Below are 26,133 nucleotides of genomic sequence, written 5' to 3' on the forward strand. Positions count from 1 at the left end.
CTATTGCCGGTCGGCCTTGATCGCCACGGAGACAGTCACGCCTGCCTTCACATTGGTGGTCGCCGTCCATTCCCCCTGGCCGACCCCGAAACTGATGCGGTCGATCGTCGTGCTGCCCGTCATGGTCGCGACGTCGCCGTCGATCTTCAGCGTGAACGGCAGGGTCAGCGGCCGCGATACGCCGCGCAGCGACAGGGTGCCGATCGCGTCGTAGCGGTCGCCGGAACGGTGGCGGAAACGGGTGGCGGCGAAGGTCGCGCTCGGATGGGTGGCGACCGCGAACCAGTCATCGTCGGGCAGGGCGCCCTCGGTATCGGCATTTCCCGTCCTGGCCGACGCCATGTCGATCGTCACCTTGACTGACGATGCGTCGAGCGCGGCAGGATCGAACAGGATCGTCGCATCCCATGTGCCGAAGCGGCCGTCGACCGGCCCCTCCGACCAGCTTGCCTTGAACGACAGCGAGGAGGTGGCGCGGCGTACCGTCCAGCGCGATGGGGCGACCTGCGTCGGCGTGGCCTCGGGCGTTGGGCTTGGCGTGGGTGTCGGCGCAGCACTGGGTGCGGCCGCGGGCGGTGGCACGGCGGCGGGCGCGGTTTCTGAAACCGGCGACAGGGCGACGGTGGCGGGTGCCGGGGTGGCGGCCGGGGTCAGGCGGACGACGCTCGCAATCGCGGTGAGCCCGGCAACGGCCAGAATCGCCCCCAGCGTGGCGGCGGCCAGCGCGCGGGGCGGCACGGGGATCATCCGCGCGATGTCGTCGCCGCGATCGAGGAACTGGTGCTTCAGCGCGCCCGCGATGTGCAGCGCGATGACCAGATAGGAAATATAGACCAGCACCTGGTGGCCAAGCTCGGCCGCTTCCTCGACCCCGGCCCTGGCGCCGGGGGCAAGCCCCGGCACACCGGGCACGTGCGGCCAGGGGATCGTACCGAACAGGATAGTCGGAATCGCCGTCCTGCTTGCCGATACAAGCAGCCAGCCGGTCAGCGGCAGGCCAAGCAGCAGGACGTAGAAACCGATATGGACTGCATGGGCCAACCACCTTTCCCAGACTTTCATCGTCGCCGGAAAGGGCGGCGGGGGATTGGCGATCCGCCAGCCGAGCCGGATCAGGGTCAGCAACAGGATGGTGATGCCGATGGATTTGTGGAGCTGGAAGACGGCGAAGGTCTCGGCCCCGCGCGGTCCGTCCATCCGCCAGCCGAGTCCGATCTGGAAAGCGAAGCAGGCCGCGATCGCCCAGTGGAGCAGGATGGCGCCGCGCGCATAGCGAGTCGGCGCCGCCGATGGAGCCGTCTCGTTTGGGATGTCGGTCATTGGAGGACTCCACGGTAAAGGGCGCCGTCGGGTCACGATACCGGCGTCCCCGCGCCGGGCAAGCCGCAGCCGCTTGCGGCATAAAAATGCCCCGCGCAGAGGGAAGTGCCCGACTATTCATCGCCGGTGCATTGGGGCATCTCTATCGTCATGAGCATGCGCCACGCCGTCTTTCGCGCCGCCACCGTCGCCATCCTGGCAATCCTCTCCGCTATGCCCGCCGTCGCGCAGGTCGCGGCCCCGGTTCCCGCCCAGACGCCGCCGCCGCCGCTGTCAGTGCCGGCGCAGATCGTGCCACCCGTCATACCGGTCCAGACCCCAGCCGAAGCGCTCGCGCAGGATGCCGCTGATTATGCGAAGCAGAACGGCGTGCCGCTTGAGGAGGCGATCTTCCGCCTGCGTGCCCAGCAGGATTCGATCGCGGCGACCGACCGGCTTGCGCTACTCTACAAGGATCGCCTCGCTGGTATCTCGATCGAGCATCATCCGGACTATCGCATTGTCGTGCTGCTGACCGGCAACCAGCCGGTCGCTTACGAGACGGTGGCCGCGGGCGGGCGCACTGTCGGCATCACCTTCCATACCGGCGCACCGGCGACGCGCGACCAGATCCTCGCCGCGATCGGGAAGCACCAGGCGGATATCCGCGCCGCGCTGCCGCACCCGCCGGGCATGGGCGTCGATCCGCGCACCGGCGAGCTGGTGGTGATCCTCAACGGGGCCGATGCCGCCGCCGTCGATCAGGTCGCCATGACGACGAAGCTGACCGCGCTGGCCGGCGTGCCGGTCAGGCTCCGGGCGCTTGGCCGGGACGCCAATGCTGTTGGCACCATGGATGTCGGCGGCGGATCGCGCGTGGTCGGGATCAATCCGGTCGACGGGCGCCGCTATGCCTGCACCACCGGTTTCGTCGTGACCGACGGTACGCGCACCGGGGTGGTCACCGCGGCGCATTGCCCGGATACCCTGTCCTACGTCGATCGCGACCGGCACGAGACGCCGCTCGACTTTGTCGGCCAATGGGGCTGGGGCTATCAGGACGTGCAGGTCAATGTCAGTCCCGAAACGCTGCGCCCGCTCTTCTATGCCGATACCGCCAAGACCGTGGCGCGGCCGGTGACCACCTGGCGCAACCGCACCAGCACGCGCGCGGGCGATGTCGTCTGCCATCGCGGCGAGACGACCGGGTACAGTTGCTCGCAGGTCGAGCTGGTCGATTTCGCGCCGGCGGGGGATTTGTGCGGTGGCGCCTGCACGCCGACCTGGGTCGTGGCCAACGGCCCGGTCTGCCGTGGCGGGGACAGCGGCGCCCCGGTGTTCAGCGGCAGCATCGCCTTCGGCATCGTCAAGGGCGCGAGCTATCGCGCCGACGGGAGCTGCATCTTCTACTATTATATGTCGACTGATTATCTGCCGCCCGGCTGGTCGCTGCTGCACGGCAACGCGGTGGGCGAGGTCCCGAAATTGAACGACCCCGCCAGCAAGGGGGGAGGAGCTGGCGGGGCGTTCTAGATCTGAAGCGGCGCGAGGGGGGGGACACGATGCCGCTTCGGAAAGGAAAACACGCCAGCGGGAGACCGGTTCCGTCCCTAGTCGAAAAAATCTTCCCGTGCTCGATTGAACGCTCCTGTCGCCTCGGGGCCGAAGCAGACGAACAGGATCAGGTCGAACGTGCGCGGTGCTGAATCGAGGAAGGCGGCTACCGTCTGAGTCGCGACCCGGGCGGCCGCATCGAGGGGATAGCCGTAGATGCCGGTCGAGATGGCGGGGAAGGCGATGGTCCTCAACCCGTTGTCGTGCGCGACCCGCAGGGATCCGCGATAGCAACTCGCCAGCAAGGCCGGCTCGCCATTGCCGCCGCCGCGCCAGACCGGGCCGACGGTGTGGATGATATGGCGCGCCCGCAGCTTATATCCCCGGGTGATCTTCGCCTCGCCCGTGCGGCACCCGCCGAGCAGCCGGCATTCGTGGAGGAGCTCGCGCCCCGCCGCCCGGTGGATCGCGCCATCCACCCCGCCGCCGCCGAGCAGCGACGAATTCGCCGCGTTGACGATCGCATCGACATCGAGCGTGGTGATGTCGCCGGCCAGGATATCCCAGTCGGTTTCGCCGTATCGCATTGCCCCCTCCTGTCTATCCGCCGGGATTTATCCCGCCTCGCCGGACTCCTCCACCGAAAGCGCCAGCATCAGCACGACCAGCCGGTCGTCCAGACCTTCGTCATCCTGCTGCCTGTAGCTGGAACGCAGCACTGCCCCGACATGCGCGATCGCCTCGCCGTCCGGTGGACCGGTATGGACGCTCGAGGGCAATCCGGCATCACGGCCGCGCCTTGGGACGATGAGCCGCCACATTGGCTTATCGGGGTGTCGCGGTCGTTGGGCAGACCCCGCCGCCGACACGGCGCGCGGCGGCGATCGTCAGTCCCTTGCCACGCATGTCCATCGCCGAGCCTCCCGGTTCGGGGCTGAAAACGACCGGTGGTTCGGCCCGTTCCCCGCATCGGGTGTGACGGTCATGGAGTGGGACGGGCCGAACCTCGCGCGGATCGGCCGCAGGGGCAGCGTGTCAGGCGGCCTCGGTCGAGGCCCCTTCCTCGGGATCATTGGCGCGGTCGAGATAGGATTCGGCAATCAGATAATGCGCGCGCACCACCGCCGGATGTTCGGCGCGTTGCGCCAGTTCAAGTTCCTGTTCGGCACGCTGGACATACCAGGATTCCTCATGTTCCTCAGCCGGCACCGCCGGCGCCTTACCGCGCATTGCTTGATGATCTCCAGGATATCCCACATGTCCTCAGACGTTTGGCCTGTGCTATCGGTTCCGGCGGAAGCGACGAAATGTGAAGCGTCGCGACGGGCGGATTGTTCGTCGCTGGCGGGCCCAATCATGAACGCTACCCAGCTTCGTCCCGCTCCGGCACGCCTTGAATCAGCGGCTGGAAATCCTCGTGGATTCGCGCGATCAGCGCCCGATGAAGATGCGCGTAGGGACCATCAACCGGCAGACGGCCCTCTGGATCGGGGCGATGTTCCTCGCCCCGTGCGCGATCGCCGGGGGCTATGTGGTCGGCGCGCAGGATGCGCCGCGGCCCGTAACGCCCCGGAGCCTGCCGAAGCTGACGCCGGCCCCCGCGCGCGCCGTGGCCGCGCTGAAGGCGGCGCCCGCCGTGGCGCCCGAGCCCGACCCTGCCGCCTATGTCGTGAAGAGCATCCTGCCGATCGACCATGCGATGAAGCAGGGCGAATATTATTGGGATGAATCCGCCGCGCCGAAGACCGGCCAGATCGTCGTGACGGTCGATCTCGCCGCGCAGGTGCTGTCAGTGTTCCGCGACGGGCATGAGATCGGTACCGCCGTCATCATCTTCGGCGGAGAGGACAAGCCGACCCCGCTCGGCGTGTTCAACATCACCCAGAAGGATGCCGACCACGTCTCCAACCTATACGATGCGCCGATGCCGTACATGCTGCGGCTGACCAATGACGGCATCTCGATCCATGGCAGCGAGGTCGGCGACGGCTATGTCACGCACGGCTGTGTCGGCACCCCGCACAAATTCGCCAGGCTGTTGTTCAATGCGGTGAAGCTGGGCGACCGGGTGATCGTGTCGCGTGGCGAGACGCTCGGCCTGGGCCAGCCAATCCCGGCCGCCTGAGCGCGCGCCGCGCACCGACAAAAAAAGCCCGGACCGCGAACGATCCGGGCGTTGAGTTTTACGCAATCCTGCGCTGACATCCATCGAGGGAATCGGCTGAACGTCAGCGCAGGGTGAGGTTGCCCTCCTGCGCATCGCGACCGCATCGGCTGTTCCAACCAGTCCCCGGGAAGGAGCCGAGACGATCGTGATCCGAACCGGAAGCGGAGGATGCCTGCCGGCACCGCCCGCTTCCGGAAACCATTAGAGATCCACCTTCGCGCCGACGCGGAAGGCACGGCCGATGATGCCGGATTCACCCACGACCGGGTTGTAGAGGTACGCACCATAGGTCGCGCCGTCGATCGGCGGCTTGCGATCGGCCACGTTCATCACATCGGCATAGAGCGTGAAGCGATCGGCGACCTTCACCTGGCCGTGCATGTCGACCGAGATGAACGATTTGACGTTGCATGGCTGGTACGGCACGCCTGCATTGGTCGGCACCAGGCCGCAATCGCCTGCTACCCCGCCCGGCTGGTCCTCCGCCGAATAGTTATAGCCGCTGGTGTAATAGGCAGTCGCGGTCAGCGACCACGGTCCGACATCCAGCGTGTTTTGCCAGTTGCCGCGCCAGCGCTGCGTGCCGGTGCCCGAGGTCAGGTTGAAGTTGCCGAGCGTGCCGGCATAGTGCTGGACCGTCCCGTTCGGGAAAGTGGTGTCAAGATTGATGATATAGGTCGCCTCGATATTCGAGGTCAGCTTCACCTTGCTGCCGAGATTAAACGTGCCGCGCGCGCCGAAATCGAGGCCCGAGGTGTTGATCTTGTTGGCGTTGATGAAGCTGCCCTGGGCGAAGGCAACGCGGCGCGTCGCGTTGGGATGATCGGGATCGGGCTCGTCCGGCGTGATGGTCACGCCGTTGAAGCTGGTCTGGCCGGTCGCATAATAATTGGCGATGGCTGATCCGAAGTCCACGCTGGTGATCGCGTTGGTCTTCTCGATGTTATAATAATCGACGGTGAAGCTGATGTTGTGGACCGGCTGGAACACCGCGCCGGCAGTGAAGTTGCGTGATTTCTCCGGCTTCAGATTGGGATTGCCCACGGTCGTCTCACCGACGCAGACATTGGTCAGGCACTGGGTGATGTAGAGGTTGGGCAGGCCACCGGCGGTCAGATGCTGCGCGATATAGTCAGGCGGCAGCGAGGACAGGGGCGCCGTCACATAGCCCGTGGTGGGCAGCGCGCCCGCCTCGGCGAAGCTCGGGATACGGAAGCCCTTCGAGAAGGTGCCGCGGATCGCGAGCTGCTTGATCGGCGTGAACTTGGCGCCGATCTTCGGCGAGAAATTGCTCTGCCCGCTCGAATAATGGTCGTATCGGCCCGAACCGTTGATCTCGAGCATGTCCAGCACTGGCGCGTTGATCTCGAAATAGGCCGATTCGACCTCGCGCTTGCCGGTCGCGCCAAAGGCATTCAGGCGGAAATAGCGCTCGGTCGGCCCGTTATAGTCCGGGTTGCCGCTGGGATCGTACAGCGATTCATGCCGGAACGCGCCGCCCACCGCGACCTGCAGCGGACCCCCGGGGAGCTGGAAGAAGTCGCGCGAGATGCTGCCCTGCACCTGGTAGAGATGCGAGTTCTGGTGGTTGATCTGGGTCGGCGTCAGATAGTCGAGCGCCGCCTGGCTGGTCTGCTGCGGATTGACGAAATTATACGATCCGTCGGCGATCTCGTCGAGCAGGTGCTGGATATAGACATAGCCCTTGGCGACGGTGGTCAGCTTGCTGATCATCGCGGTGCCGTCGATCGCATAGTTCCAGTCGCCGAAATTGCCATGCAGGCCGAGCGCCGCGCGGAAGACGTCGCTCTGCGATGAATTGAACTCGGTGCTGGTGGGCAGGCGGCCGGTGATGCGCGCGAGCTGGCCCTGTGCCGCGAACGGATTGTTCGGGTTAAGCGTGCCGTTCGTCGCGGTACAGGCGACAGTGGTGCCGCGCGGACAGATATAGACCGGCAGGGTCAGGATGGTCGCATTGGCGGCAGTGGTATAGGCCGGGAAGTCGATGCCGGCCGGCGCCGCTGCACGGATGATGCTGGCCAGGCCGGTATAGGAGGATTCGCTCCGTTCATAGTTGAACTCGCCGGTCAGCTGCGCATTGCCGATGTTCGCGGTGAGATGGGCGGACGCGCCCCAGCGCTGCATCTTCGGCTCGATCTGGCCGTAGTCATGCGTGACGTCCTGCTGGCAGACGGTGCGCGGCGCGGTCGGGTTGCCGGCATAGTCGGAATCGCTCAGCGTATAGGGCGTCAGGCCCTGGCAGCCGTTGAGCAGCTGATAGCGGCCGAGCGGGGTGGTGTTGGTCGCGTCAAAGGGCCGCACCATGAAGGCGGTCGTTCGTGACGAGAGACCGTTGAAGACGCCGTTGGTGGCGCCGTTCTCGATATTGTTCGGGCCGCAGACGCCGAGCTGGCCGGTCGTGCCGGTGCGCGAGCAGAGGCCGGTCAGGTCGTCCGTGTTGTACGGATAGCCCCGGTCCTTGTTGTAGAGCGCGGCGCTGTTGAGATAATGTCCGCTGACATAGACATTGTAGCCCTGCTCGCTGAGGTCGCCATAGCCGAAGGTGGCGCTCAGCCGGTGGTTGGCCGCGTCGCCGCGCTGGCTGATGCCCGCCTCCGCCGTGGCGTGAAGGCCCTTGATCTCCTTCTTGGTGATGACGTTGACCACACCGGCGACGGCGTCGGCGCCATAGGTCGAGGAGGCGCCGTCCTTCAGCACTTCGACCCGCTCGACGATTTCGTCGGGGATGGTGTTGAGATCGACGAAGTTGCGCACGCCGTCGTCGGCCAGCGGATAATAAGCGGCGCGCAGGCCGTCGAACAAGACCAGCGTCGACGAGGTGGTGAGGCCCCGCAGCGAGATCGCCGAGGCGCCACCGGCGAACGCGCCGTTGGCGGTGGCGCTGTTGACCAGGGCCGGGCCGTTATTGGCGGAAAGCGTCTGGATCGCCCCCTGCACCGTGGTGATGCCGCGCTTCCCGATATCGTCAGCGGTGAGGACCGTGATGGGCGAGGGCGTCTCGGTATCGGTGCGACGGAACAGCGTGCCGGTGACGACGATATCGCCGCCGCCTGAATCGGCAGCATGATCGGCTGGTGTCGCGGTGTCGCCGGCGCCCGGCGCCTGCTGCGCGAAGGCGGGTGTCGCGGCGAGCGACAGGAAGGTGGCGGCCGTCGCCACGCCTGCGAGCAGGCGAGCCTTTCGGACTGACGGGATGGTAATATTCACAGAGACGCTCCTCACTGACCCGTGGGCGGCGCGCGATCGCGCCGACCTTGCGGATTATGTTTTCAGTCTCGGGGATCATGCATCCCGGCCCCCCGAGACATGATGGAGGGCGAATGAAACCGGCCCCGGGGCGCTGTAAAGAAGCTGCGTCGGCTCTCATGATTTTCAGATGACGACGTGCCGGAAAAGTCACGAAATCCGTTAGATGGGCCGAAATGGTCCCATAAAAGGCCTGATCGGAAGATCATTTCGAGCGAAATGAAATACGTTGCGATCCTCGCGTAATTCGATCGGTGGCGTCCGGCGGGACTGGTGATATCGATAAAGAACGGAGCAGTTGCGGAGACCTCCCCTTAAAAAGGTCCGGGAAGATTGCGGCATGCGAGACTTTGGCACGAGATCTAGCTGGCCCAATGCTTGATCTAGATCAGCTCGCCCGGAATTTAAGGCGACGCGCCGACGCCTTTGCCGGAATTAGGCGACGTACGCGCTTCTCGCGCCCCGAATTGTCCGTTGGCATGGCCCGACCGATCGATCGCGAGCCAGGCTTCGAGGGCTTTCGCTGGAAATCGAGCCCGGATCGCGCCGGAAACTGCTTGATCACCGCGCATGTTTCGCCGCGACGCGGCGTTATGCGGCTCTGTTCATGTAGGAGAAAGGTAAAAATGTCCGGATCGGTACTTGATTCGTCGATAGTGCCGACAATGGTGCCATTATGGCCATAAGGTTTCGCCGTCGCGGATGACACAATTATGAAATAATTGTCACAGTCGTTTGAGAACGCACGGTAAAAACACTGGATGGTCGTTTCCAGAACGCCGGTGCCCGATGCTGCCGCGCGGGGCGGTGCCGTATCGAGGGGTTGCCGGCACGCCGCTCGACTCGTCGCGCTGCCGCCCCGGCCGACCATGCAACTCCATCGCAGGATCAGTGAACGATCATCGGTGGCGGTTCGGGTTGACGGTCCGCACGCTATACGCCATACACTGTGTATCACATAGTGTATGGCAGGCAGTGCAATCATGACCCTCGACACCGAATTGTTCGAATCCATGCGGCTTGAACTGCGCCGTGGATCGCTGGTCCTGGCGGTGCTCGCCCGGCTCACCGAGGAGCGGTACGGCTATACGCTGCGCCAGGCGCTTGCCGCCGACGGGCTCGAGATGGAGGAAAGCACCCTCTATCCGCTGCTGCGCCGGCTTGAGACGCAGGGCCTTCTCCACAGCGAATGGCGCGAGGAGGAGAAGCGGAAGAAGCGCTTCTACCGCCTGTCGCCCATGGGCGTTGCGATGCTCGCGGCGCTCACCGTCGAATGGCGCGGCATCAACGCCTCGCTCGACAAGATCCTTTGACCCCGAATTCGGCGAAAGGCCCTGATATGGACATGCTCGACATCTATCTCGACGCGGTGGCGGCGCAATTGCCGCGCGATACCGCTGACGACATCATCGCCGAATTGCGCGACACATTGCTCTCGCAGATCGAGGAGCGCGAGGAGGCGCTTGGCCGCCCCCTGACCGACGACGAGCGGGAGGCGGTGCTGCGCGCGATGGGGCATCCGCTCGTGGTGGCGGCGCGGTACCGCAAGGGGCCGCAGATGCTGATCGGGCCCGAACTCTTCCCCTATTGGATATTCGCCGTGAAGGCCGGGCTTCTGATCATGGCGGTGATATTCGTGCTGACCCTGATGCTGCGCCTGAGCGGCAATCCGGCGGCAGCGCCCGAGGCGTTCGCCCAGTCGATCGGCGGCCTGTTCGGCGCCGGCCTGAGCGTGATCGGCGCGGTGACGCTGGCGGGCGCGATCTGCGAGCATCTCGGGCTTCGGCCGGGCTATCTCGATAGCTGGCGGGTCAAGGACCTGGAACTGCTCAAATATGGCGATCCCGCACGCTGGGCAGCGCATCTGGGCGTCGACCTCCGTGGCAAGAGCCAGCCGCGAAATCAGGAGCGGGACCACGCCGGGACCGGGACCGGGGCCGAGGCCTCGGGCGCCACGCGGGCACGCGGCATGTCATGGGCGTCATGGGCGTCGTCAGCGCCGCCGCGGGTGAAACGGGCCAGGTCCTGGCCGGGGTCGGACGCGCTGTTCTCGCTGATCGGCGGCCTCGTCGTCGCGGCGTGGTGGGCGGGGCTGCTGCATATTCCCGGCCTCGGTCAGTTCGACGTCGATGGCGGCGCGGTGACGGCGGCCCCGTCGCCGATCTGGACGACGCTCCACCTGCCGATCCTCGTCTATATCCTGGCGCAGGTCGCGGTTGACGCGGTCGGCGTGGTTCAGCCCGCGGCGATCAGATTGCGCGCCGCATTGCAGATTCCGGTCGCGGTCGCCGGCATTGCCCTGACCTGGGCGATCCTGAATGCCGGCGCTCTGTTCGTGCTTGGGCAGGGCGGCGGGCAGGCTATCATTGGCGGCGACACCGCGCTGTTCAGCCTTGAGGCGCTGCAGGGCATGCACGCGATTGGCCGCAGCCTGCAGGGCACCGCGGCCGGCATCAGCGTGATCCTGACCTGGATGTTGGGCGTCACGCTCATCGTCCTGGGGCTGACGGTGGCGACCAATCTCTGGCGGCTGTTCGGTCCCGGCCGCGCCGTCCACGGCTGACCTCGCCGCGATATCGTAAAGCCACCGAAACGGTTATTGCGGGCCGGGCGCCGATGTCATAGCCTCGTCACATAAGGGCGGGCCATGGTCCATCGGCGCTTCGGTGTGCCGGACAATCGACCATGGCCGATCAAGCCCCCGCACGGGTCGCGAACGGGCACCCATGGAGAGGCATTCACCGGCTAGAGGGGGAAGCCGTGGCTGATGCCGTTCTGAAACTCGCTTATGAGGTTTCGCGCGTCACCGAGGAAAAGGTCGCGCTGATCGAGGGGGTGATGCGGCGCACCGGCGTGCTGGCGCTGAACGCCCGGCTTGAGGCGGCGCGGGCCGGCGAGGCTGGCATGGCCTTCTCCGTCGTCGCGCAGGAAATGAACGGCGTCGCCACCGACATCCGCAACATCGCGCGCCAGCTGCGCGAGGCGGTCGCCGCCAATATCGAGCAGCTGCGCCGCGCCGGGTCAGAGATGCATTTCGAACTGCGCGGCGAACGGCTCGCCGATCTCGCGCTCAACGCGGTCGAGATCATGGATCGCAATCTCTACGAACGCTCCTGCGACATCCGCTGGTGGGCGACCGACAATGCCCTGGTCGAGGCGCTGGCCGCGCCCGGTCCGGATGCCGCCGCCTATGCGCAGGAACGGCTGGCGACGATCCTTCGCTCCTACACCGTCTATCTCGACCTGTGGATCGCCGACCGCGACGGGCGGATCGTGGCAACCGGCCGGCCCGATCTCTATCGCGGCGCGGCGGGCGCGAACATGGCTGATGCCGAATGGTTCAGGCGTGGCATGGGGTGTGCCAGCGGCGACGAGTTCGCGGTGTGCGACATCGCGCGCAATCCCCATCTCGGTAACGCGGCGGTCGCGACCTATTCGACGGCGATCCGTAGCGGTGGGCGCCGCGATGGTGAACGGATCGGGGTGATGGGCATCTTCTTCGACTGGGCGCCCCAGGCGGCCGCGATCGTCCAAGGCCTTGGCCTCTCGGAGGAGGAGCGCAAGACCTCGCGGGTGATGCTGCTTGGCGCCGACCATCTCGTGCTGGCGGCGTCCGACGGGCGCGACATCCTGTCGAAGCGGTTCGAGATCGATGCGGGCGCGCAGAACCGGGGCTGGTATCGCCAGGGCGACAGCATCGTCGCCTATGCCCGGACGCCCGGATACGAGACCTATCAGGGGCTCGGCTGGTATGGCTGCATCGAGAGTCACGTCGATTCTGAATGGGACAAGGACAAAGACTGAGTCGGCCGCGTGGACTCAGCGCCGAATATCGGGAACAAGCTGGTCCGGGCAGTTCAACAGCGGTGTTCCCTATCCAATGCCTGGCAGCAAAAGAGGCGGCGGCCCGGTGCTCGCTGACGCGGCACTCCCCCTCATCGGACTGATCTTCGCGCTCTTCATCGCATGGGGTGTCGGCTATCTGGGCGGTTCCGGGCAGGAGCGTGGGCGGAATATCCCCCGCGCTTATCAGCAGGGCGCCGAGCAAGCCATGCAGCGCGACTGCGCCGGTCGGGATCGGGGCGCGATGGTCCGCTGCGTTCGTGATCACGTGCAGGCGGCCGCCCAGACAGCGCATGACGAACAGGATCTGAGCGCGCAGAAACGTGCCGCTGACAGTGCCCTTGCCGCCGCGATTGCCGCCTTCGCCACGCTGGTCGTTTCCGTGACGGGCGTCGTTTATGTGAAGCGCACGCTGGACGCGACGCTAAGGGCGGTGGAGGACACCAGCCGGGCGACCGAAGCGATGCTCGAGGCCAATGCGCTGGCCAAGGACACGGCGCAGCGACAATTGCGCGCCTATGTCGGGGTCCAGGCCGCCTGGCTCGAATTCAGCGACGAGGGCGAGCCGGTGGCGCACGTCAAATGGAAGAATTTCGGACAGACGCCGGCATTGGAGACCGCAAGCTGGACTCACAGCTGGACGGCGGAATTCCCGCTCCGATCCAGTCTTCCCGAGCCCCCTGAGAGTTTCAGAAAAGGGGTCAATGTCATCAGCCCCGGCAATTTTACGGAGACCGTGACACCGGACGGAGCGCCTCTGGCGGATCGCAACAGGAAGTCGATCGAAGCTGAAGAAGCCGCATTCTACGTCTACGGAAAGTCACGGTACGACGACGTCTTCGGGCAGCGCCACGAAACGTCGTTCGTCTATTTCTGCAAGGGAAAGAGCAGTCTGGAAAGGGGCAGGCTGGCCGGCTATCTCGTCGGCAACGTCCAGACCTGACGCCTCTCCCCAACGGTGTTGGCCGGAAGGCCGGGCTTCCCAGCGGGTACAAAAAGCCGCCCGGTCATTTCTGGCCGGGCGGCAGGAAGTCAACGCGTGCAGGCGTCGAATCCGGTGTGATGCGTGCCTTAGCGGCGATACCCGTAGCCGCCGCGGTCATACCCGTAATGGCCATACCCGCCGCGATAATAGCCACCGCGATCGTCGTAGCGGCGATAGTCGCGCCGGTCGTAATAGCGGCGGTCGTAATAGACGCGGGGCGGCGCACGGTAATAACCGTCATAGGCGTAAGCGGGGCCATAATAGCCGCCATCATAATAGCCCTGGTCGTAATAGCCGTTGTCGTAATAACGGTCGCGATGCGCGCTCGAGGCGATGGCGGCGCCGATCGCCAGGCCGGCAACCCCGGCGACGATCGCCGTGCCGGTATTGTCATGGCCGCGGTGGCCCCAGTAACGCTGCGCCTGGGCCGGAACGGCGGCGGTCAGGGCGGTGGCGCCCAATGCGAGCGCGAGACCCGCCTTTGCGAACATGGTCTTCATTGGTGGACTCCTCGGGGCCGGGCGCGAAGACGTCCGGAATGAACGTCGGCCCGTGCCGGCTTGGGTCCTATATGGGGATGCGGTGGTGAATGTGCACGGAACGCGGCTTGCAGCGCCCGTTCATCTGGCAGCCCATCTGTTCGGTGCCGTGTCCATCCTATTTCACGCGCGCATCATACCAGGCCAGCCAGCGTTCCATCCGGTCCTTCAGGAAGCTTGGCCGTTTAAGCCGGTGATATTCCCCCGGATAGATCACCAGTTCAGTCTCCACGCCGCGGCTCTTCAGCGCCTGGTATAGCTGCTTGGAATTGAGCACCGGAACATTGGCGTCCTTTTCGCCGCCCATGAACAGCGTCGGCGTCACGATCCGGTCGTTCTGGTAGAAGGGATAGCTGTTCTTTAGCCATGTCGACATATTCTTCCACGGTACGCCGAGCTCCGTTTCATAGTCGCGAACATATTCGTCGGTGCCGTATCCGGCGAGGATGTTTCCGATCGACGCGCCGCTCACCGCCGCGCGGAACCGTGTGTCGGAAGCGATCAGATAGTTGGTGAGCATACCGCCATAGCTCCACCCGCCGACGCCGAGCCGCTTCGGGTCGGCTACGCCGTGCGCCACCGCGTCGTCGATGGCGCCAAGCGCGTCGGGCACCGCGGGGCCTCCCCAATCGGCGTAGAGCGCCCTGGCATAGGACTCGCCCCGCCCCGTGCTGCCGCGCGGGTTGGAGGAGGCGACCGCATAGCCATGGCCGGCGAAGATCTGCCAGCTGATGTTGAAGCCCGCCGCGAACTGCGACTGCGGCCCGCCATGATTGAACAGGATCGTCGGCAACGGCCCGGCAGGCGCCTTGGGAGGCGTGATGAGGAAGCCGTGCACCTCAGTCCCGTCCTTGCTCTTGTAGCTGGTGCGGACGACGGGGGCGACCGCGACTTCGCCGAGCCAGGCGGCATTGTGGCGGCTGAGCGGCCGCAGCGTGCCGCGATCGAGCGCATAGACTTCGGCCGGGGCGGCCGGCGTGTCGACCAGCACGGCCATGTGGCCGTTCGGCGCCTGGGTCGGGGCGGAGACGACCTGGAAGCCGCCGACGACGTCCCTGACCGGACCGCCGGCCGCTGGCACCTCGGCCACCCGCTCGACCCCGTCATCCTCCACGGTGAAGCGGATGCTGCGCCCGTCGGCCGACCAGAGCGGGTGGGTGACGTTGCGGTCGAGCGCTGGCGTCAGGATCCGCGCCGGCCCACCCGCCGCCGGCACTACCGCCAGCGTGCGGACACCATAGGAGAAAAGGTCGACCGGCCCGCCCTGCAGATAGGCGATGCTGCGCCCGTCCGGGCTCCAGGCGGGATAGCTTTGCCAGTCAGCGTCGTTGTCGGCGCCCTTGAACGCCGTGACCGCGCGCGGCTCGGCCGCCGCCGGCCCGACCGCCACGACGAAGACGTTGCTGTCATAGGTCCGGTCGGGGTCGAGCACTCGCTTCGAGGTGAAGGCGATGCTCCGGCCGTCCGGAGACCAGGCCGGCAGTGCCTCGTCATAATCGCCGGTGGTCAGCCGCCGCGCGGTACGGCTGGCGAGATCGTAGAGCCAGAGCCGTTTGCGCTGAGTGCGCAGATAGCCGTCAATGTCACGCTCGAACTGGAAGCGATCGATCACGATCGGCCGGGGACGCTCCTTGTCCTTCTTGCCGCCGGCACCCTTGTCGTCGCTATCCGCTTCGGCGGCGGGCGCGACGGGGTCGGGTTTGGGGGCAGTCGACGCGCCCGGCCCGGTCGCGGCCGGAATGGCGGCGGTGGCCGCGGCATTGGCTTTCCTGTCGGGGTCCGGGTCCTCGACGATCAGCGCGATCGTCTTCGAATCCGGCGACCAGGCGATATCCACGACCGATCCCGTGATGCCGGGCAGCGCCGCGCCCTCGCCGCCGGCACGGTCCATCAGCCAGAGGCGATCGTCGTCACGGTCGTCCCCGCGCGACGACACGAAGGCGAGCCAATGGCCGTCGGGGCTGAAGCGCGGCGTGCTTTCACTTTCGCCCTTGCGGCTGGTGAGCTGAACGCTGCGCGTGCCGTCCCAGCGCGCCATCCACAAATGCGTGAATTGCTTGTCCGCCGCGACGTCGGTGGTGCCGACGGTATAGGCGACCCATTCGCCCTTGGAGTCGATCTGCGGATCGCCGACCACCGCCAGACGCGCGATATCGTCCGGGCCGATCGCGCGCTGCTGCGCGGTTGCGGGGGCCGTCGCCAGCACCGCTGCCGAGAAGACAAGAACCGACCGAATATCCATGCGTCACCCCGTTTGATCCCGGGATCATCATCGACCGGCGACGGGAAGGCAATCGCGATATCGCCGGGCGCGATATCTCCGGTTTCAAATCGACAGGGCGCTCCGGTCTCGCTAGTCACGCCGCCGTGACCGCCCTGCGCCGCCATTTCCTGCGTCATCGCCTTCTGGCGGCATGGATCGTTGCGGCCGGTCTGCTGATGAAGGTGCTGGTTCCCGCCGGCTATATGCCCATGGCGTCGGGCGGCAGCATCATCATCCAGATCTGCTCCGGCTATGGCCCGATGACGATGGCCATGCCGATCCCGGGCAAGGAAGACCAGTCAGGTCAGGACGGACAGCAGGGCAAGGCTGAGATGCCCTGTGCCTTTTCGGGCCTGTCGACGCCCTCGCTCGCGGCCGCCGATCCGCTGCTTCTCGCCCTTGCCATCCTGTTCGTCATGGTCGCGGCGACGCGTGCCGTGGTTCCTGTTCCGACGGCACCGCCACCCCATCTGCGCCCGCCTCTTCGAGGACCGCCAATCACCGCCTGATCTCGTCATTTTATAGCGCGCTTCCGTCGACGCGACGGCGCGCGCGTGGATCAGGAAGACATATTCCCATGAAGAAGACCTTGATCGCGGCTGCGTCCGCCATCGCCTTCTCGTCTGTGGCATCGGCCCATACGAGTGCGCCCGAACAGCGCCGCGCCGAATTGCTGCGCCAGCGCGCCGACATCGACGCTCAACTGGCGCTGCTCGACCAGCCCCAGCCAGAACCGGCAGCGGCCATCGGCCGGACCGAACCGGCCACCGACGACATCGTCGTCACCGGCAAGGCCCTGTCGCTCACCACGCAGGTCATCGGCCAGACCGTCACCACCGTCGATGCCGCCGCCTTCCGCAACACCCCAGCGACGACGGTCGCCGATATCGTCAGGCTCTCGCCCGGCGTCGCTGTCATGCAGGGCAACGGCCCGCGCGATGTCAGCGTGTCGGTGCGCGGTTCCAACGCCCGCAACGGTTTCGGCGCGCGCAATATCCAGGTGTTCGAGGATGATTTCCCCGTCACTCAGCCCGACGGCCTGGCGCGCTTCGACCTTACCGATCCGCATGCCTATGGCGCGGTCGACGTAGTGCGCGGGCCATCGTCGGCGCGTTACGGTAATTATGCGCTGGGCGGCGCGGTCAATTTCCGTACCCGGCGCGGGCGCGACATCGACGGGGTTGAGGCGGGCGCCGATGTCGGCGGCGACGGCTATGCCAATCTCTACGCCACGATCGGCCATGCCGGCCCGGGCTATGACTATGCCGTGTTCGGCAGCTTCGTCCGCGCCGACGGCGCGACCGGCCACACCGGATATGAAACCGGCACGATCAACGCCTATGGCACTTTCGCGCTGGGCGACCGCGACCGGGTCGCCGCCAAGCTGATCTACAATGAAGGCGAATTCCGCCTGTCGACCCGCCTTTCCTACAACCAGTATCTCGCCAATCCCTATCAGCAGGGCTGCGTTGCGGCGGCGAGCGCATCGCCCGGTTGCGGTACGATCTCGGTGCTGGTCAACGGCGTCAACGGCGCGCGCGTCGCGCAGACCGCCGATGAAGGGGATCTGGCACGCAACGACCGCCGGACGATCGTCGGCGTGCGCTACGAACATGATTTCGGCCCGAATACGACCTGGCGGACCCAGGCCACTTTCGACAGCCGTGTTGTCAACCAGCCGACCAGCGCGACGCCGTTCAAGGGCACGCTGGACAGCTACAACATCACGTCCGACATCACCGATCGCGGCACGCTGTTCGGCATGGAAGCGACGAGCTTTGTCGGCCTGTTCTACAATTATCTCGATAACCAGAGCTTCAGCTTCAACAAGACTCGGGCCGGCCGCAACGGCTTCGGCGCGCTGACTCAGACGGTGTTCGGCGACATCCGCAACATGGGCGCGCGGGCGCGGGAAGAATTGCAACTCACCCCGCGGCTTCGCTTCGTCGCGGGGATCGGCGTCGAGCGCTCGATCATCGACGTCCGGCAGACCGCTTACGCCTATCCCGTCGACGCGACCCCGATTCTCGGCCTGATCCCGGCGGAACGCCACTTCTCCAACGTCGCGCCGGAGGCGGCGCTGTTCTGGCAGGCGATCGATGCCGTCCGGCTGCACGCCCGGATCGGTACCGGCTATGGCATTCCGCAGGCGGGTAACCTGTTCGTCACCGCGGCGGGCGTGCCGGGCAACAATGCTGGCCTCAAGTCGCAGCGGAACACCGGCGTCGACATCGGTGCCGAGATCGCGCTCGGCGGGAACCTGAAGGCTGAAGTGACGGGCTATTACGAATGGTTCTCCAACGAGCTGGTCTCCCAGTCGGCCGGGATCGACCTCCTTGCCTATACCTCGAACGTGCCCCGCTCGGTCCATCGCGGCGTCGAGATCGGGCTGAGCTGGCGGCCATTGCCGGGGTTGCTGCCGGGCGCGAAGCTGGAGGGCAGCTACAGCTATAACGACCACCATTATACCGATTTCAGCGAGCGCCTGAGCGCTGGCCGCTTTTCGACGCTGCTCGATCGCGACGGCAACGCCATCCCCGGCGTGGTCCCGACCTTCGTCAACGGGCGGGCCGGCTACGACCAGCCCGATGGCCCGTTGCGCGGCCTGGGCGGCTTTGCCGAGCTGACCTATCGCGGCCGCTATTTCATCGACAACAGCAACCTGCTCGCGATGCCAGGCTACACGCTGGTCAACCTCAACCTCCATTATGATCCTCCCCAAAGTGGGAACTGGTTGTCGCGATTCAGTCTCTATGCGTCGGTGCAGAACCTGTTCGACCGGACCTATGTCGGCTCCGCCTCGGTGATCTCCAACAGCCTCAATCCGGCGACGGGGCTCGAGAACCCGGCCTCGGCGCTCTCCGCCACGACGGGCACGATCTATGCCGGCCAGCCGCGCACGGTCTATGCCGGCGTGAAGGCGCGGTTCTAGGGGGATGCGAACGATGAATGATTCCGTCCGCCGCTGGCCGGGCTATAATGCCGTCTGGCGATGGCATTTCTATGCAGGGCTGTTCTGCATTCCTTTCGTACTGTGGCTGGCCGTCACCGGATCGATCTATCTGTTCAGGCCGCAGATCGAGGCGCTTCTCGATCGGCCTTATGCCCGTCTGACAGTCGATGGCCCTCCCGCCACCGCCGCCGCCCAGGTCGCCGCGGCGGTGCGGGCGGTGCCGGGGTCGGTGCTCCATCGCTACCAGCTTCCGGAGACGCCGACCCAGGCGGTGCAGGTGATCGTGGGGGCAGGAAAGGAGGAGACCCGCGTCTATGTGCATCCTCGCACCCTGGCGGTGCTGGCAAAGGTGGATGAGGACCAGCGCCCGATGCGCATCGTCTTCCGCCTGCATGGGGAACTCCTCGCGGGCACGCCCGGCTCCTATCTCGTCGAGCTGGCTGCCTCCTGGACGATCGTGATGATCCTGTCCGGCCTGTTCCTGTGGTGGCCGCGCGGTGGCGGGCTCGGTGGGGTCGTCTATCCCCGGCTTCGATCGGGGGGGCGGCGTTTCTGGCGCGACCTTCACGGCGTCACCGGTTTCTGGGTGTCGGCTTTCGCGCTGTTCATGCTGCTTTCCGGCCTGCCCTGGGCGAAGAGCTGGGGCGGCTATCTCAGGACGATCCGGACCGTCGCCGAGGGGCAGGCGGTCAGGCAGGACTGGACGACGGGTCGGTCAGAGGAACTGAAGGCGCGCGCCGCCGCCGACGCCGGCACCCGCGCGATGATGGGCGAGCACGCCGAGCATGGTGGCATGGCGATGGCGCATCCCGCGGGCTCCTACGCGCCGCTCGACCGGCTGGTCGCGACGGTGGCGCCGCTCGGCCTTGCCGCCCCGGTGCTGATCGCCCCGCCGACCGGCATGGGGGCGCCCTGGACCGCGAAATCGGACGCTGCCAATCGTCCGCTGCGCACCGACCTGACCCTCGACGGCGCAAGCGGCCGGATCCTGTCGCGACGGGATTTCGCCGAACGGCGGTTGGTCGATCGCGTCGTGGGTTATGGTGTCGCCGTGCATGAGGGGCAGTTGTTCGGCTGGCTGAACCAGTTGATGAACCTGGCGACCGCGCTCGGCCTGATCCTGCTGTCAGTCAGCAGCGTGGTGCTCTGGTGGCGGCGACGGCCCGGCGACGTACTGGGTGCGCCCCCTGCGCTGACGCGACGACCCGCTGCGATCGGTTTCTTCGCCCTGCTGATCGCGCTGGGCCTGTTCCTGCCGCTGCTCGGCGCCACGCTGGTTGCCGTCCTGTTGACCGAGTGGCTGGTGCTGCGCCGATTGCCGCGGGCGCGGCTCTGGCTCGGCCTGCCGGTTCGTCCGGCCTGATGTGCGAGGAAGCGGGGCCGTCGCGATCGGGCGACGGCACCGCTGGCTTCTGATGATCCGTCCTGAGCGGCAATCCGGTCGGCAGAGGAGTCCCAAATCGGGTATCGCACCCCATTGCAGGTCCTTCCTTTCGGCCGCATCTTCAGCGAAAGGAGTAGCATGTTCGTGCGTACCCACTTCCAGGCCGGGTCGAGTCGACCGGCCCTCTCTCCCCTCCTTCGGATGCCTGCGGCATGAGCGGCACTGATCGCAAGGCAGCCTCCGGCCGCGCCGCCGCCGAAGCCGATCTCGCAGCGCTGATCCGCGCCGCGCTCGCCATCGCCGACGACATGGGCCTTAGCGGCGTAGGGCTCAGGCTCGACCAGGCGCTGATCGAGCTGACCGGCGAGGGCTCGGCCCCGGACATGGACGACGCGTCGCTCGACGATATCGCGCCACTCACCGGCTTCCACCGCCCCGGCCCGGGCGGCAATGGCGAAAGCGCTCTGCTGGGCTGACGCCTGTCCGGTCGTCCGCCTAGAACGCGTTCGACCGGATCATCCGGCGCATCACGTCATCCAGCCGCGAAGCGCACCGAGGCACCGGATATTTGATGCAATCGGCATTGCGGATCGCTTCCCAGCGATGTGTGGCCGAGCGGGCGGTGATATCTCCATCGCCTGGTTTGCCGCCAGCCAGCCGAACATCGGTCGCGGCGATCGCCTGGTGATCTCCCGTACCGGTGTGGCTCCGGTCAGCACCGCGGCGCGGGCGATGGCGAAATCGGTATAGTGGGCGCTTATTGTCCCTGTGCCGCCAGCGCATCATGCCGCTCATCTTCCGGGGTCAGAATGACCGTCAACGGGTCGAAGATGTCGGAAAGCAGGTCGTTCAGGTGGTCGTTCTGAGCTGATAGGCGAAGCACCCTGTCGGTAGCCCGCGAAGCCTCGTTATTACAGGCCTGCAACTCGTTCGGGCCGTGGTAGGGGGGCGCACCCTGGCATTTCTCACGCTTCCAGCGAATGGCCGCGATGACGCGCGCGGCCCGTTGCGGCGTTGCGGCGCTGGTTTCGGAGGAAGTGGCTGTCTGGGTCTGCGCCGGCTCCGCTGAGGGTTCCGCTCGGATTCCCTCGGTGACGAATGGCAGGACGCGAGCCCCATGGTGATGCGCAGCGCGCTATGCCGGCCCGTTATTCTCAACCTTGGCTACCCTTCGTACAGTGATCGCGTTCCGGCTTCGGCTCCTCCGACGCCAGGAAGAAGACGACGGAGCCACTTTCGGTATAAGATGCTGAGCCATCCTTCTCCGCGATGAACGGCTTGCCGATGATGCGTTCGAAGACGGCGCGATCCATTGAGCAATAATAGGACGCATATTCGCGGCCATTCGCGATTCTGATGATCTCATATTCCGGAAGGCCGCTCTCTACTCCATGATAACCGAATATATCGATCGACCCAGGTGTCTTCCTGATACCAACATCATCGATAAAATTGGTGAAATTGGCAATTACCTTGCCTTTATCATTATTGATTTCGGCATATTGGGAATCGTCGTTCATGAAGACATCGATCTTATAATATCGGGAGGCCGAGTCCCCGGGAAAGCGAAACCACGTCATTCCCGGGGCAGGGATGGTGCCGTCCCCCGAATATGTGACCCACCCGTCGGCGCCCGGATTGGGATAGCGCTGGACGATGTCGCTTGTGGGTTTGCTGGCTTTCGGCCTGGGCGTCGCAGCCGCCGCAAGAGCTTTGTGCGCAGGCGGTACCGTCGCCGCTTTCGGGCCAGCCGCATTGCTCGAAGCACCGTCACCCCCACAGCCGGCACAGGCGAACAGCGCCGCTACCAGGATAAGACGGCCCAGCCCATGTTGCATGATTCAGCCCCCCGCGCGATGCGCCAATGCTCCCCTTTTGTTCTCACAAAGTCAACCTGTGTGTTCGGCCCCATTCGGTGGTGGGGCGCCTCGTCAGCGCCCGTGAGCGGGCAACTTCCCTGTGAGCCATAGAGCAGGATCATAGGTCTTCTTCATGTCGAGACTGCGAACCTCGAAATGAAGGTGGCTGCCTTTGCCGGCGGCGTTTCCCGTCACACCCAGTCGACCGATCTCCTGGCCGCGACGAACCGGCATTCCCTCCTTCAAAGGTGGTCGCGCGTCCAGATGCGCATAGAGAGTAAGATATCCATCGGGATGACGGATGATGACATAATTTCCCCAGCCATCCATTGTCTTTCCATCCACCATTTGGGGCTTCTTCGTTTTCGGATCGATCACCGCCTTGCCGGTTTTTTGGTCGATGAGCGGGATTTTCTTGCGCTGCGTCCTAACGCCGAGGACCACGCCATCGGCAGCAGCCCCGATTGGCGTGCCGATTTCCCCAGGCAGATCATTGCCCTTATGTTTGCGTCCGCTTCTCTTCACTCCGCTCAAATCATAACTGCCGTTGGAATAGTATTTCCCTCTGGAATCCTGCTCTCCTTTGCGAGCAGTTCGCCCACCGCCAGGCACAGGCCAGGCTCTTCCTGGAGCCTGCCCACCAGCCGGCGGGGCCGTGGGGTCCGCCGGACGCTTACCCACGACGACGACATCATGTTTGGGGTCGATATAGTCGGATAGTCTTTTGACGAATTCCCTAGTGCGTTCCAGTTCGCCATCCTGCGCTGCGAATTCGGCAGCCCTGTCTCGTACGGCAGCAATCTCGTTGTAGTCGCCGGATCGCGTGAAGTTCTCGAGGACCGAATCTATCGTAAATTCGCGCAGATGACCCTCAAGCCAAGCTGGCGCATCTGGCTTGTCGGCTGCGTCGAGGAAACTGCGCGCGATATCGCCACCCCCATCGGGAGCGAGTTCGATCAAATCCCTCGGATAGCCTTCATTGCCACCTGCCTGAGCGGATGGTGCGTCAGATTCGGGAACGGGCCTTTCTGTCTGGCCATTTTCTTGCTGCGGAGGTGGCGCCGCCGCTTCGTCCAGCGCGGAATCGTTGGTCGTGATCGTCTCGCCGGGGGCGCCCCTGAGGAATAGAGCCGGACTCGAGGACGACGAAGCCTGACCGTCCGGACCAACCATGAACGCGGCATTCGAAAAATGCGGCGCACCCGCGGGATCGTCATTGTGAAGATTGGGGGCAAGATTCCGATTAGCATCGGATGGCGCCGGTCGGGCGCCGACAGAGCCACCCCCCAGCACCTTGTATCCACCCGACTTCCACCACCAGATCGCCTGGTCGGCGGTGTAGGTGAACGGCACCAGCCCCTCGGCGATCAGCGCATGGCCGAGATATTTGTCCACCTCCTCATAGGTCGCGGCGCGCTCGCCTTTGGTCACTTCATCGAGGTCGTCCATCGTGCGCGACATCAGCGCCATCGCCATATAGCCGCCCTTGGGATGCCGCATGCTCAGATGGTCGGGCACCTTCCAGCTTGAGGGCGGTCCGTCCCACATCGATGGCGGCGGGGCGGGCGGCCGCTCAGGGCGTGGGCGGGCGAGGTGTGCGTTCTCTTCCAGGAAGCGATGCATCCATTGCTCGTCCGTCTCCTCCTCCTCCTCCGGCGCTGCCCTCACCTCGGGGGCTGGCGCATCCGGGATCGCTTCCTGCGGCTCGGGCGCCGCGCCGACCGCCTCCGGCATCGCGGCGGGCACGTTGACGGGATCGCCGGCATTCTCGCCGTCGGTCGAAGGGGTAATTGCAGCCATGGGGTACCTCCTGGTTCAGGAGGTGGCTAGTCCGGTTGGCCGGCGGTTTGAATCAACTGCCTGCCGCCGCCTAGTTGTTCCCGCCGAACAGCCCGGTCATCATCCGCCGCTGGAACTCGACGCCGATCGATAGCGCCCTTGGCGGCTGCAAGGAAGCTGTCCTTCTGGCAGATCAGGCGACCGCCATAGTCGGAGAGTTTCAACGGCAGGATCGCGCCCGGCGTGGGCGAGGCGAAGGCCACACGCGCCTTGCCCGATCCATTGACGAGGCGCTTGCCCGCACCGAATAGCTTGCCCATGAAGCCGCCATCCCCGCCGCCGCTGCCGTCACCTAACACCGCTGTCATGCCGACCGCCGCGTCCTTCCAGGCCAGCGCGCCAGCCTCGGCCATCACGCTCTCGCCCGGATCGAGCTCGATCTCAAGGAACTGAAGTTCCTGCCCCTTGATCTCGAAATCGATGTCGTCGGCGATGCCCGCGCTGCGGTGATGCGTCCAGGGGCTTGGATTGGTCGTGGTGGAGGCTCCCGATGGTTCGGCGCAGCCCTAGCCTGGCCCGCACGCGATTCGCGAATGCGGCCTGAGGCACCCCGGCAATTCGGTCGCCCTCAGAGCTGACTGAGTTCCTCGCGCTCCCGGTCAAGGTCGGCGCTTGCGGCGCGTACCGACTGCACATCGAACGACGGTATCTTGCCTGGCTGGTCGGCTTCCTTGCGGACGACCGCGACCAGTTTAGGCGCGCTGCTCAGCAACAGTGTCGCCATTCCCTCTTCTGCGCTGCCGAAAATCAGATAGCGACCGGCCATGATGGCCTGTTCCGCTGCCGTTCGAAGGTCCGGCGCGATGCCCGCACGGAAAGCGACGCGGGCCTCGACCCTTCGCCTGAAAACCTGCACTGATGCGACCCTCCCTGGAGTTCCTGCTCCTGTCCCCCGTATAGGTCCGATGCGGTACTGAACACAAATCGGGAAACACCCAAAAAGGAAATAATTCCGCGAGGCTGATACCGGGCCGGACGATGGCGGTGCCGCCCGGCAGCCCCAGGCGGCCAGCCGCCGTCGATGGTTGATGCCACTGTAACGAAGCCGGATTTCGGCCCGCCGGCCATGCCATGGGGCTGGCAGTTTCGACGTCCCCGATCCATCCGACTGGTTGCCGTCAGGGGGTTGATCAAACTCACGCCGGCCCGCCACGTCGTCGATATCGCCTGGCTTGATCCGGGATGGACATTGTTCAGGGCGACGTTTCACTCGTCCGATCATCCGCCCTCGCGAACGCACGCATTGCGTCCTTCCCGTTCCACCGCGCCGTCCGATCCGTGGAGGCTGCCAGCCGTGCCGCGGTCTCGCGTGCCGCCGTCTGCAACGCCGGGCTCGCCTTCAACCCGATCGCGCGCAACGCCCAGTTGACCGCCTTCTTCACGAAATTGCGCTCGTCGGTCGCGCACGCCTCGATCAGCGCCAGCCCGTGCCGATATTCCGCGTCGTCCCCGCGTCGATGGATCGCGCGGCACGCCAGCAGCGCAAAGGCCGCCCGCCGCCCGAATTCGTCGTTCAACGCAGCCCATTGGTCGATCTTGGCAAAGGCATGCGGCACCCGGTCGAACAGCTTGGCGCAGACCGTGTCGACGATTGCCCAATTGTCGAAATCAAGGCGCCACGCGTCCATCTGCTCGGGGGACACCAGCGCCGGATCGTCGACCATCGAGGCGACCATCCGCGCCTCGTACCAGCCGGTCTCCCACAACGCGCTGGCCAACGCATGATCCGGATAGAGCGGCTTCGCGATGGCCTGCATCGCCGCCATCTGCACCCCTATCGCCTTGTCGGCATGGATGCCGAAGCGGGGACCCATCTCCTCCCGGACCCGGGCTGATGTCGCGCGCTCCAGCGCGTGCAGCACATCCGCGACCCGGTCCTTGATGTCTGCCGTCATGGTTCAGCCGGCCTTGTTCTCATGATCTCCGGGCTCCGGTCATAGCGACGGGTGATTTGATCGCGAAGAAGAACGACTCGCCGCGGTCGATAATGTCCCGACATCTGCCATCGGGGCCGCGGCTACCGGGGTTATCCGGAGTTGGGCTGGCCCCGACTCGGGCGGTTACCGTGAAAACACCTAGTTTACGATCGCGGCGAAAGGGATTCTATGACGCCTCAGCCAACCGATTTCGGGGTCTCCCGTTTTGCGGTGGCATGATTGGGCCGAGGGCCGCGAAAGCGGT

Annotated in this window: 23 protein-coding genes and 1 pseudogene; 11 read left to right on the plus strand and 13 right to left on the minus strand. The window is 65.5% G+C overall.

Annotated elements, in window-relative coordinates:
* Positions 1 to 1,320, minus strand: a complete 1,320-nt coding sequence (locus NDN01_RS25130; protein ID WP_272624952.1) for a YceI family protein — start codon at positions 1,318 to 1,320, stop codon at positions 1 to 3.
* A gap of 156 nt (positions 1,321 to 1,476) precedes the next feature.
* On the opposite strand from NDN01_RS25130, the gene NDN01_RS25135 reads away from it, so the two are divergent.
* Positions 1,477 to 2,832, plus strand: a complete 1,356-nt coding sequence (locus tag NDN01_RS25135; RefSeq protein ID WP_272624953.1) for a hypothetical protein — start codon at positions 1,477 to 1,479, stop codon at positions 2,830 to 2,832.
* A gap of 77 nt (positions 2,833 to 2,909) precedes the next feature.
* Here NDN01_RS25135 and NDN01_RS25140 read toward each other — a convergent pair whose 3' ends face one another.
* The 3 genes from NDN01_RS25140 to NDN01_RS25150 form a co-directional block, all read right to left on the minus strand.
* Positions 2,910 to 3,440: an O-acetyl-ADP-ribose deacetylase gene (locus NDN01_RS25140; RefSeq protein WP_272624954.1), complete on the minus strand. Its 531-nt coding sequence runs from the start codon at positions 3,438 to 3,440 to the stop codon at positions 2,910 to 2,912.
* A gap of 27 nt (positions 3,441 to 3,467) precedes the next feature.
* Entirely contained in the window at positions 3,468 to 3,674 is a 207-nt protein-coding gene (locus NDN01_RS25145) for a hypothetical protein (protein WP_272624955.1), read from the minus strand.
* A 214-nt stretch (positions 3,675 to 3,888) separates the two neighbouring features.
* Positions 3,889 to 4,083 carry a hypothetical protein gene (locus tag NDN01_RS25150; RefSeq protein ID WP_272624956.1) on the minus strand — a complete coding sequence of 65 codons (195 nt, stop codon included), beginning with the start codon at positions 4,081 to 4,083 and terminating at the stop codon, positions 3,889 to 3,891.
* A gap of 211 nt (positions 4,084 to 4,294) precedes the next feature.
* Between NDN01_RS25150 and NDN01_RS25155 the strand changes: the two genes are divergently transcribed.
* Positions 4,295 to 4,978 carry a L,D-transpeptidase family protein gene (locus tag NDN01_RS25155; RefSeq protein ID WP_272624957.1) on the plus strand — a complete coding sequence of 228 codons (684 nt, stop codon included), beginning with the start codon at positions 4,295 to 4,297 and terminating at the stop codon, positions 4,976 to 4,978.
* Positions 4,979 to 5,221: 243 nt separating this feature from the next.
* On the opposite strand, the gene NDN01_RS25160 is transcribed toward NDN01_RS25155, so the two are convergent.
* Both NDN01_RS25160 and NDN01_RS25165 read right to left on the minus strand, forming a co-directional pair.
* The gene (locus NDN01_RS25160) at positions 5,222 to 8,248 is read right to left on the minus strand and encodes a TonB-dependent receptor plug domain-containing protein (RefSeq protein WP_272624958.1); all 3,027 of its coding nucleotides are present in this window, start codon (positions 8,246 to 8,248) and stop codon (positions 5,222 to 5,224) included.
* A 427-nt stretch (positions 8,249 to 8,675) separates the two neighbouring features.
* A complete protein-coding gene (locus NDN01_RS25165; RefSeq protein WP_272624959.1) occupies positions 8,676 to 9,158 on the minus strand; it encodes a hypothetical protein in 483 nt (160 codons plus the stop codon).
* A gap of 112 nt (positions 9,159 to 9,270) precedes the next feature.
* Between NDN01_RS25165 and NDN01_RS25170 the strand changes: the two genes are divergently transcribed.
* The 4 genes from NDN01_RS25170 to NDN01_RS25185 all read left to right on the plus strand — a co-directional run bounded on the left by NDN01_RS25170 (position 9,271) and on the right by NDN01_RS25185 (position 13,073).
* On the plus strand, positions 9,271 to 9,600 hold the full coding sequence (locus NDN01_RS25170) for a PadR family transcriptional regulator (RefSeq protein ID WP_272624960.1): 330 nt from the start codon (positions 9,271 to 9,273) through the stop codon (positions 9,598 to 9,600).
* Positions 9,601 to 9,626: 26 nt separating this feature from the next.
* Positions 9,627 to 10,850 carry a hypothetical protein gene (locus NDN01_RS25175; protein WP_272624961.1) on the plus strand — a complete coding sequence of 408 codons (1,224 nt, stop codon included), beginning with the start codon at positions 9,627 to 9,629 and terminating at the stop codon, positions 10,848 to 10,850.
* 197 nt (positions 10,851 to 11,047) lie between these two features.
* A complete protein-coding gene (locus NDN01_RS25180; protein WP_272624962.1) occupies positions 11,048 to 12,091 on the plus strand; it encodes a methyl-accepting chemotaxis protein in 1,044 nt (347 codons plus the stop codon).
* 106 nt (positions 12,092 to 12,197) lie between these two features.
* Positions 12,198 to 13,073: a hypothetical protein gene (locus NDN01_RS25185; RefSeq protein WP_272624963.1), complete on the plus strand. Its 876-nt coding sequence runs from the start codon at positions 12,198 to 12,200 to the stop codon at positions 13,071 to 13,073.
* A 128-nt stretch (positions 13,074 to 13,201) separates the two neighbouring features.
* Here the strand turns inward: NDN01_RS25185 and NDN01_RS25190 are convergent, their stop codons facing one another.
* Together NDN01_RS25190 and NDN01_RS25195 are read right to left on the minus strand one after the other, a co-directional pair.
* Positions 13,202 to 13,615 (minus strand): hypothetical protein, encoded by a 414-nt coding sequence (locus tag NDN01_RS25190; protein WP_272624964.1) that lies wholly within the window; start codon positions 13,613 to 13,615, stop codon positions 13,202 to 13,204.
* Between the two features lie 157 nt (positions 13,616 to 13,772).
* Complete coding sequence (locus tag NDN01_RS25195) at positions 13,773 to 15,896, minus strand: S9 family peptidase (RefSeq protein ID WP_272624965.1); 2,124 nt, start codon at positions 15,894 to 15,896, stop codon at positions 13,773 to 13,775.
* A 125-nt stretch (positions 15,897 to 16,021) separates the two neighbouring features.
* On the opposite strand from NDN01_RS25195, the gene NDN01_RS25200 reads away from it, so the two are divergent.
* The 5 genes from NDN01_RS25200 to NDN01_RS25220 all read left to right on the plus strand — a co-directional run bounded on the left by NDN01_RS25200 (position 16,022) and on the right by NDN01_RS25220 (position 21,004).
* Positions 16,022 to 16,426 carry a DUF2946 family protein gene (locus tag NDN01_RS25200; protein WP_272624966.1) on the plus strand — a complete coding sequence of 135 codons (405 nt, stop codon included), beginning with the start codon at positions 16,022 to 16,024 and terminating at the stop codon, positions 16,424 to 16,426.
* A 68-nt stretch (positions 16,427 to 16,494) separates the two neighbouring features.
* The gene (locus NDN01_RS25205) at positions 16,495 to 18,849 is read left to right on the plus strand and encodes a TonB-dependent receptor family protein (RefSeq protein ID WP_272624967.1); all 2,355 of its coding nucleotides are present in this window, start codon (positions 16,495 to 16,497) and stop codon (positions 18,847 to 18,849) included.
* A 13-nt stretch (positions 18,850 to 18,862) separates the two neighbouring features.
* A complete protein-coding gene (locus tag NDN01_RS25210) occupies positions 18,863 to 20,233 on the plus strand; it encodes a PepSY-associated TM helix domain-containing protein (RefSeq protein WP_272624968.1) in 1,371 nt (456 codons plus the stop codon).
* 233 nt (positions 20,234 to 20,466) lie between these two features.
* Positions 20,467 to 20,730 (plus strand): hypothetical protein, encoded by a 264-nt coding sequence (locus tag NDN01_RS25215; protein WP_272624969.1) that lies wholly within the window; start codon positions 20,467 to 20,469, stop codon positions 20,728 to 20,730.
* 127 nt (positions 20,731 to 20,857) lie between these two features.
* The gene (locus NDN01_RS25220) at positions 20,858 to 21,004 is read left to right on the plus strand and encodes a hypothetical protein (RefSeq protein ID WP_272624970.1); all 147 of its coding nucleotides are present in this window, start codon (positions 20,858 to 20,860) and stop codon (positions 21,002 to 21,004) included.
* A gap of 404 nt (positions 21,005 to 21,408) precedes the next feature.
* Here NDN01_RS25220 and NDN01_RS25225 read toward each other — a convergent pair whose 3' ends face one another.
* From NDN01_RS25225 to NDN01_RS25245, 5 genes and pseudogenes are all read right to left on the minus strand, one after another.
* Positions 21,409 to 22,092: a hypothetical protein gene (locus NDN01_RS25225; protein WP_272624971.1), complete on the minus strand. Its 684-nt coding sequence runs from the start codon at positions 22,090 to 22,092 to the stop codon at positions 21,409 to 21,411.
* Between the two features lie 93 nt (positions 22,093 to 22,185).
* Complete coding sequence (locus tag NDN01_RS25230; RefSeq protein WP_272624972.1) at positions 22,186 to 23,913, minus strand: M23 family metallopeptidase; 1,728 nt, start codon at positions 23,911 to 23,913, stop codon at positions 22,186 to 22,188.
* 79 nt (positions 23,914 to 23,992) lie between these two features.
* A pseudogene (locus NDN01_RS25235) lies at positions 23,993 to 24,386 on the minus strand (AIM24 family protein); the annotation flags it as partial.
* Positions 24,387 to 24,520: 134 nt separating this feature from the next.
* Positions 24,521 to 24,718: a hypothetical protein gene (locus tag NDN01_RS25240; protein ID WP_272624973.1), complete on the minus strand. Its 198-nt coding sequence runs from the start codon at positions 24,716 to 24,718 to the stop codon at positions 24,521 to 24,523.
* A 427-nt stretch (positions 24,719 to 25,145) separates the two neighbouring features.
* A complete protein-coding gene (locus NDN01_RS25245) occupies positions 25,146 to 25,847 on the minus strand; it encodes a DNA alkylation repair protein (protein ID WP_272624974.1) in 702 nt (233 codons plus the stop codon).
* Positions 25,848 to 26,133: the final 286 nt, after the last annotated feature.

This window comes from Sphingomonas sp. QA11, from assembly GCF_028473665.1.
Taxonomy (GTDB): Bacteria; Pseudomonadota; Alphaproteobacteria; order Sphingomonadales; family Sphingomonadaceae; genus Sphingomonas; species Sphingomonas phytovorans.

Excerpts from the sequence above, each read along its gene's own strand:
- NDN01_RS25220 (WP_272624970.1), top strand. The coding sequence starts at position 20,858 with ATGTGTGGCCGAGCGGGCGGTGATATCTCCATCGCCTGGTTTGCCGCC.
- NDN01_RS25205 (WP_272624967.1), top strand. The coding sequence starts at position 16,495 with ATGAAGAAGACCTTGATCGCGGCTGCGTCCGCCATCGCCTTCTCGTCT.
- NDN01_RS25145 (WP_272624955.1), bottom strand. The coding sequence starts at position 3,674 with ATGTGGCGGCTCATCGTCCCAAGGCGCGGCCGTGATGCCGGATTGCCC.
- NDN01_RS25240 (WP_272624973.1), bottom strand. The coding sequence starts at position 24,718 with ATGGCCGGTCGCTATCTGATTTTCGGCAGCGCAGAAGAGGGAATGGCG.
- NDN01_RS25150 (WP_272624956.1), bottom strand. The coding sequence starts at position 4,083 with ATGCGCGGTAAGGCGCCGGCGGTGCCGGCTGAGGAACATGAGGAATCC.
- NDN01_RS25190 (WP_272624964.1), bottom strand. The coding sequence starts at position 13,615 with ATGAAGACCATGTTCGCAAAGGCGGGTCTCGCGCTCGCATTGGGCGCC.
- NDN01_RS25140 (WP_272624954.1), bottom strand. The coding sequence starts at position 3,440 with ATGCGATACGGCGAAACCGACTGGGATATCCTGGCCGGCGACATCACC.
- NDN01_RS25225 (WP_272624971.1), bottom strand. The coding sequence starts at position 22,092 with ATGCAACATGGGCTGGGCCGTCTTATCCTGGTAGCGGCGCTGTTCGCC.
- NDN01_RS25195 (WP_272624965.1), bottom strand. The coding sequence starts at position 15,896 with ATGGATATTCGGTCGGTTCTTGTCTTCTCGGCAGCGGTGCTGGCGACG.
- NDN01_RS25210 (WP_272624968.1), top strand. The coding sequence starts at position 18,863 with ATGAATGATTCCGTCCGCCGCTGGCCGGGCTATAATGCCGTCTGGCGA.
- NDN01_RS25230 (WP_272624972.1), bottom strand. The coding sequence starts at position 23,913 with ATGGCTGCAATTACCCCTTCGACCGACGGCGAGAATGCCGGCGATCCC.
- NDN01_RS25135 (WP_272624953.1), top strand. The coding sequence starts at position 1,477 with ATGCGCCACGCCGTCTTTCGCGCCGCCACCGTCGCCATCCTGGCAATC.
- NDN01_RS25130 (WP_272624952.1), bottom strand. The coding sequence starts at position 1,320 with ATGACCGACATCCCAAACGAGACGGCTCCATCGGCGGCGCCGACTCGC.
- NDN01_RS25215 (WP_272624969.1), top strand. The coding sequence starts at position 20,467 with ATGAGCGGCACTGATCGCAAGGCAGCCTCCGGCCGCGCCGCCGCCGAA.
- NDN01_RS25245 (WP_272624974.1), bottom strand. The coding sequence starts at position 25,847 with ATGACGGCAGACATCAAGGACCGGGTCGCGGATGTGCTGCACGCGCTG.
- NDN01_RS25175 (WP_272624961.1), top strand. The coding sequence starts at position 9,627 with ATGGACATGCTCGACATCTATCTCGACGCGGTGGCGGCGCAATTGCCG.
- NDN01_RS25165 (WP_272624959.1), bottom strand. The coding sequence starts at position 9,158 with ATGGTCGGCCGGGGCGGCAGCGCGACGAGTCGAGCGGCGTGCCGGCAA.
- NDN01_RS25155 (WP_272624957.1), top strand. The coding sequence starts at position 4,295 with ATGAAGATGCGCGTAGGGACCATCAACCGGCAGACGGCCCTCTGGATC.
- NDN01_RS25170 (WP_272624960.1), top strand. The coding sequence starts at position 9,271 with ATGACCCTCGACACCGAATTGTTCGAATCCATGCGGCTTGAACTGCGC.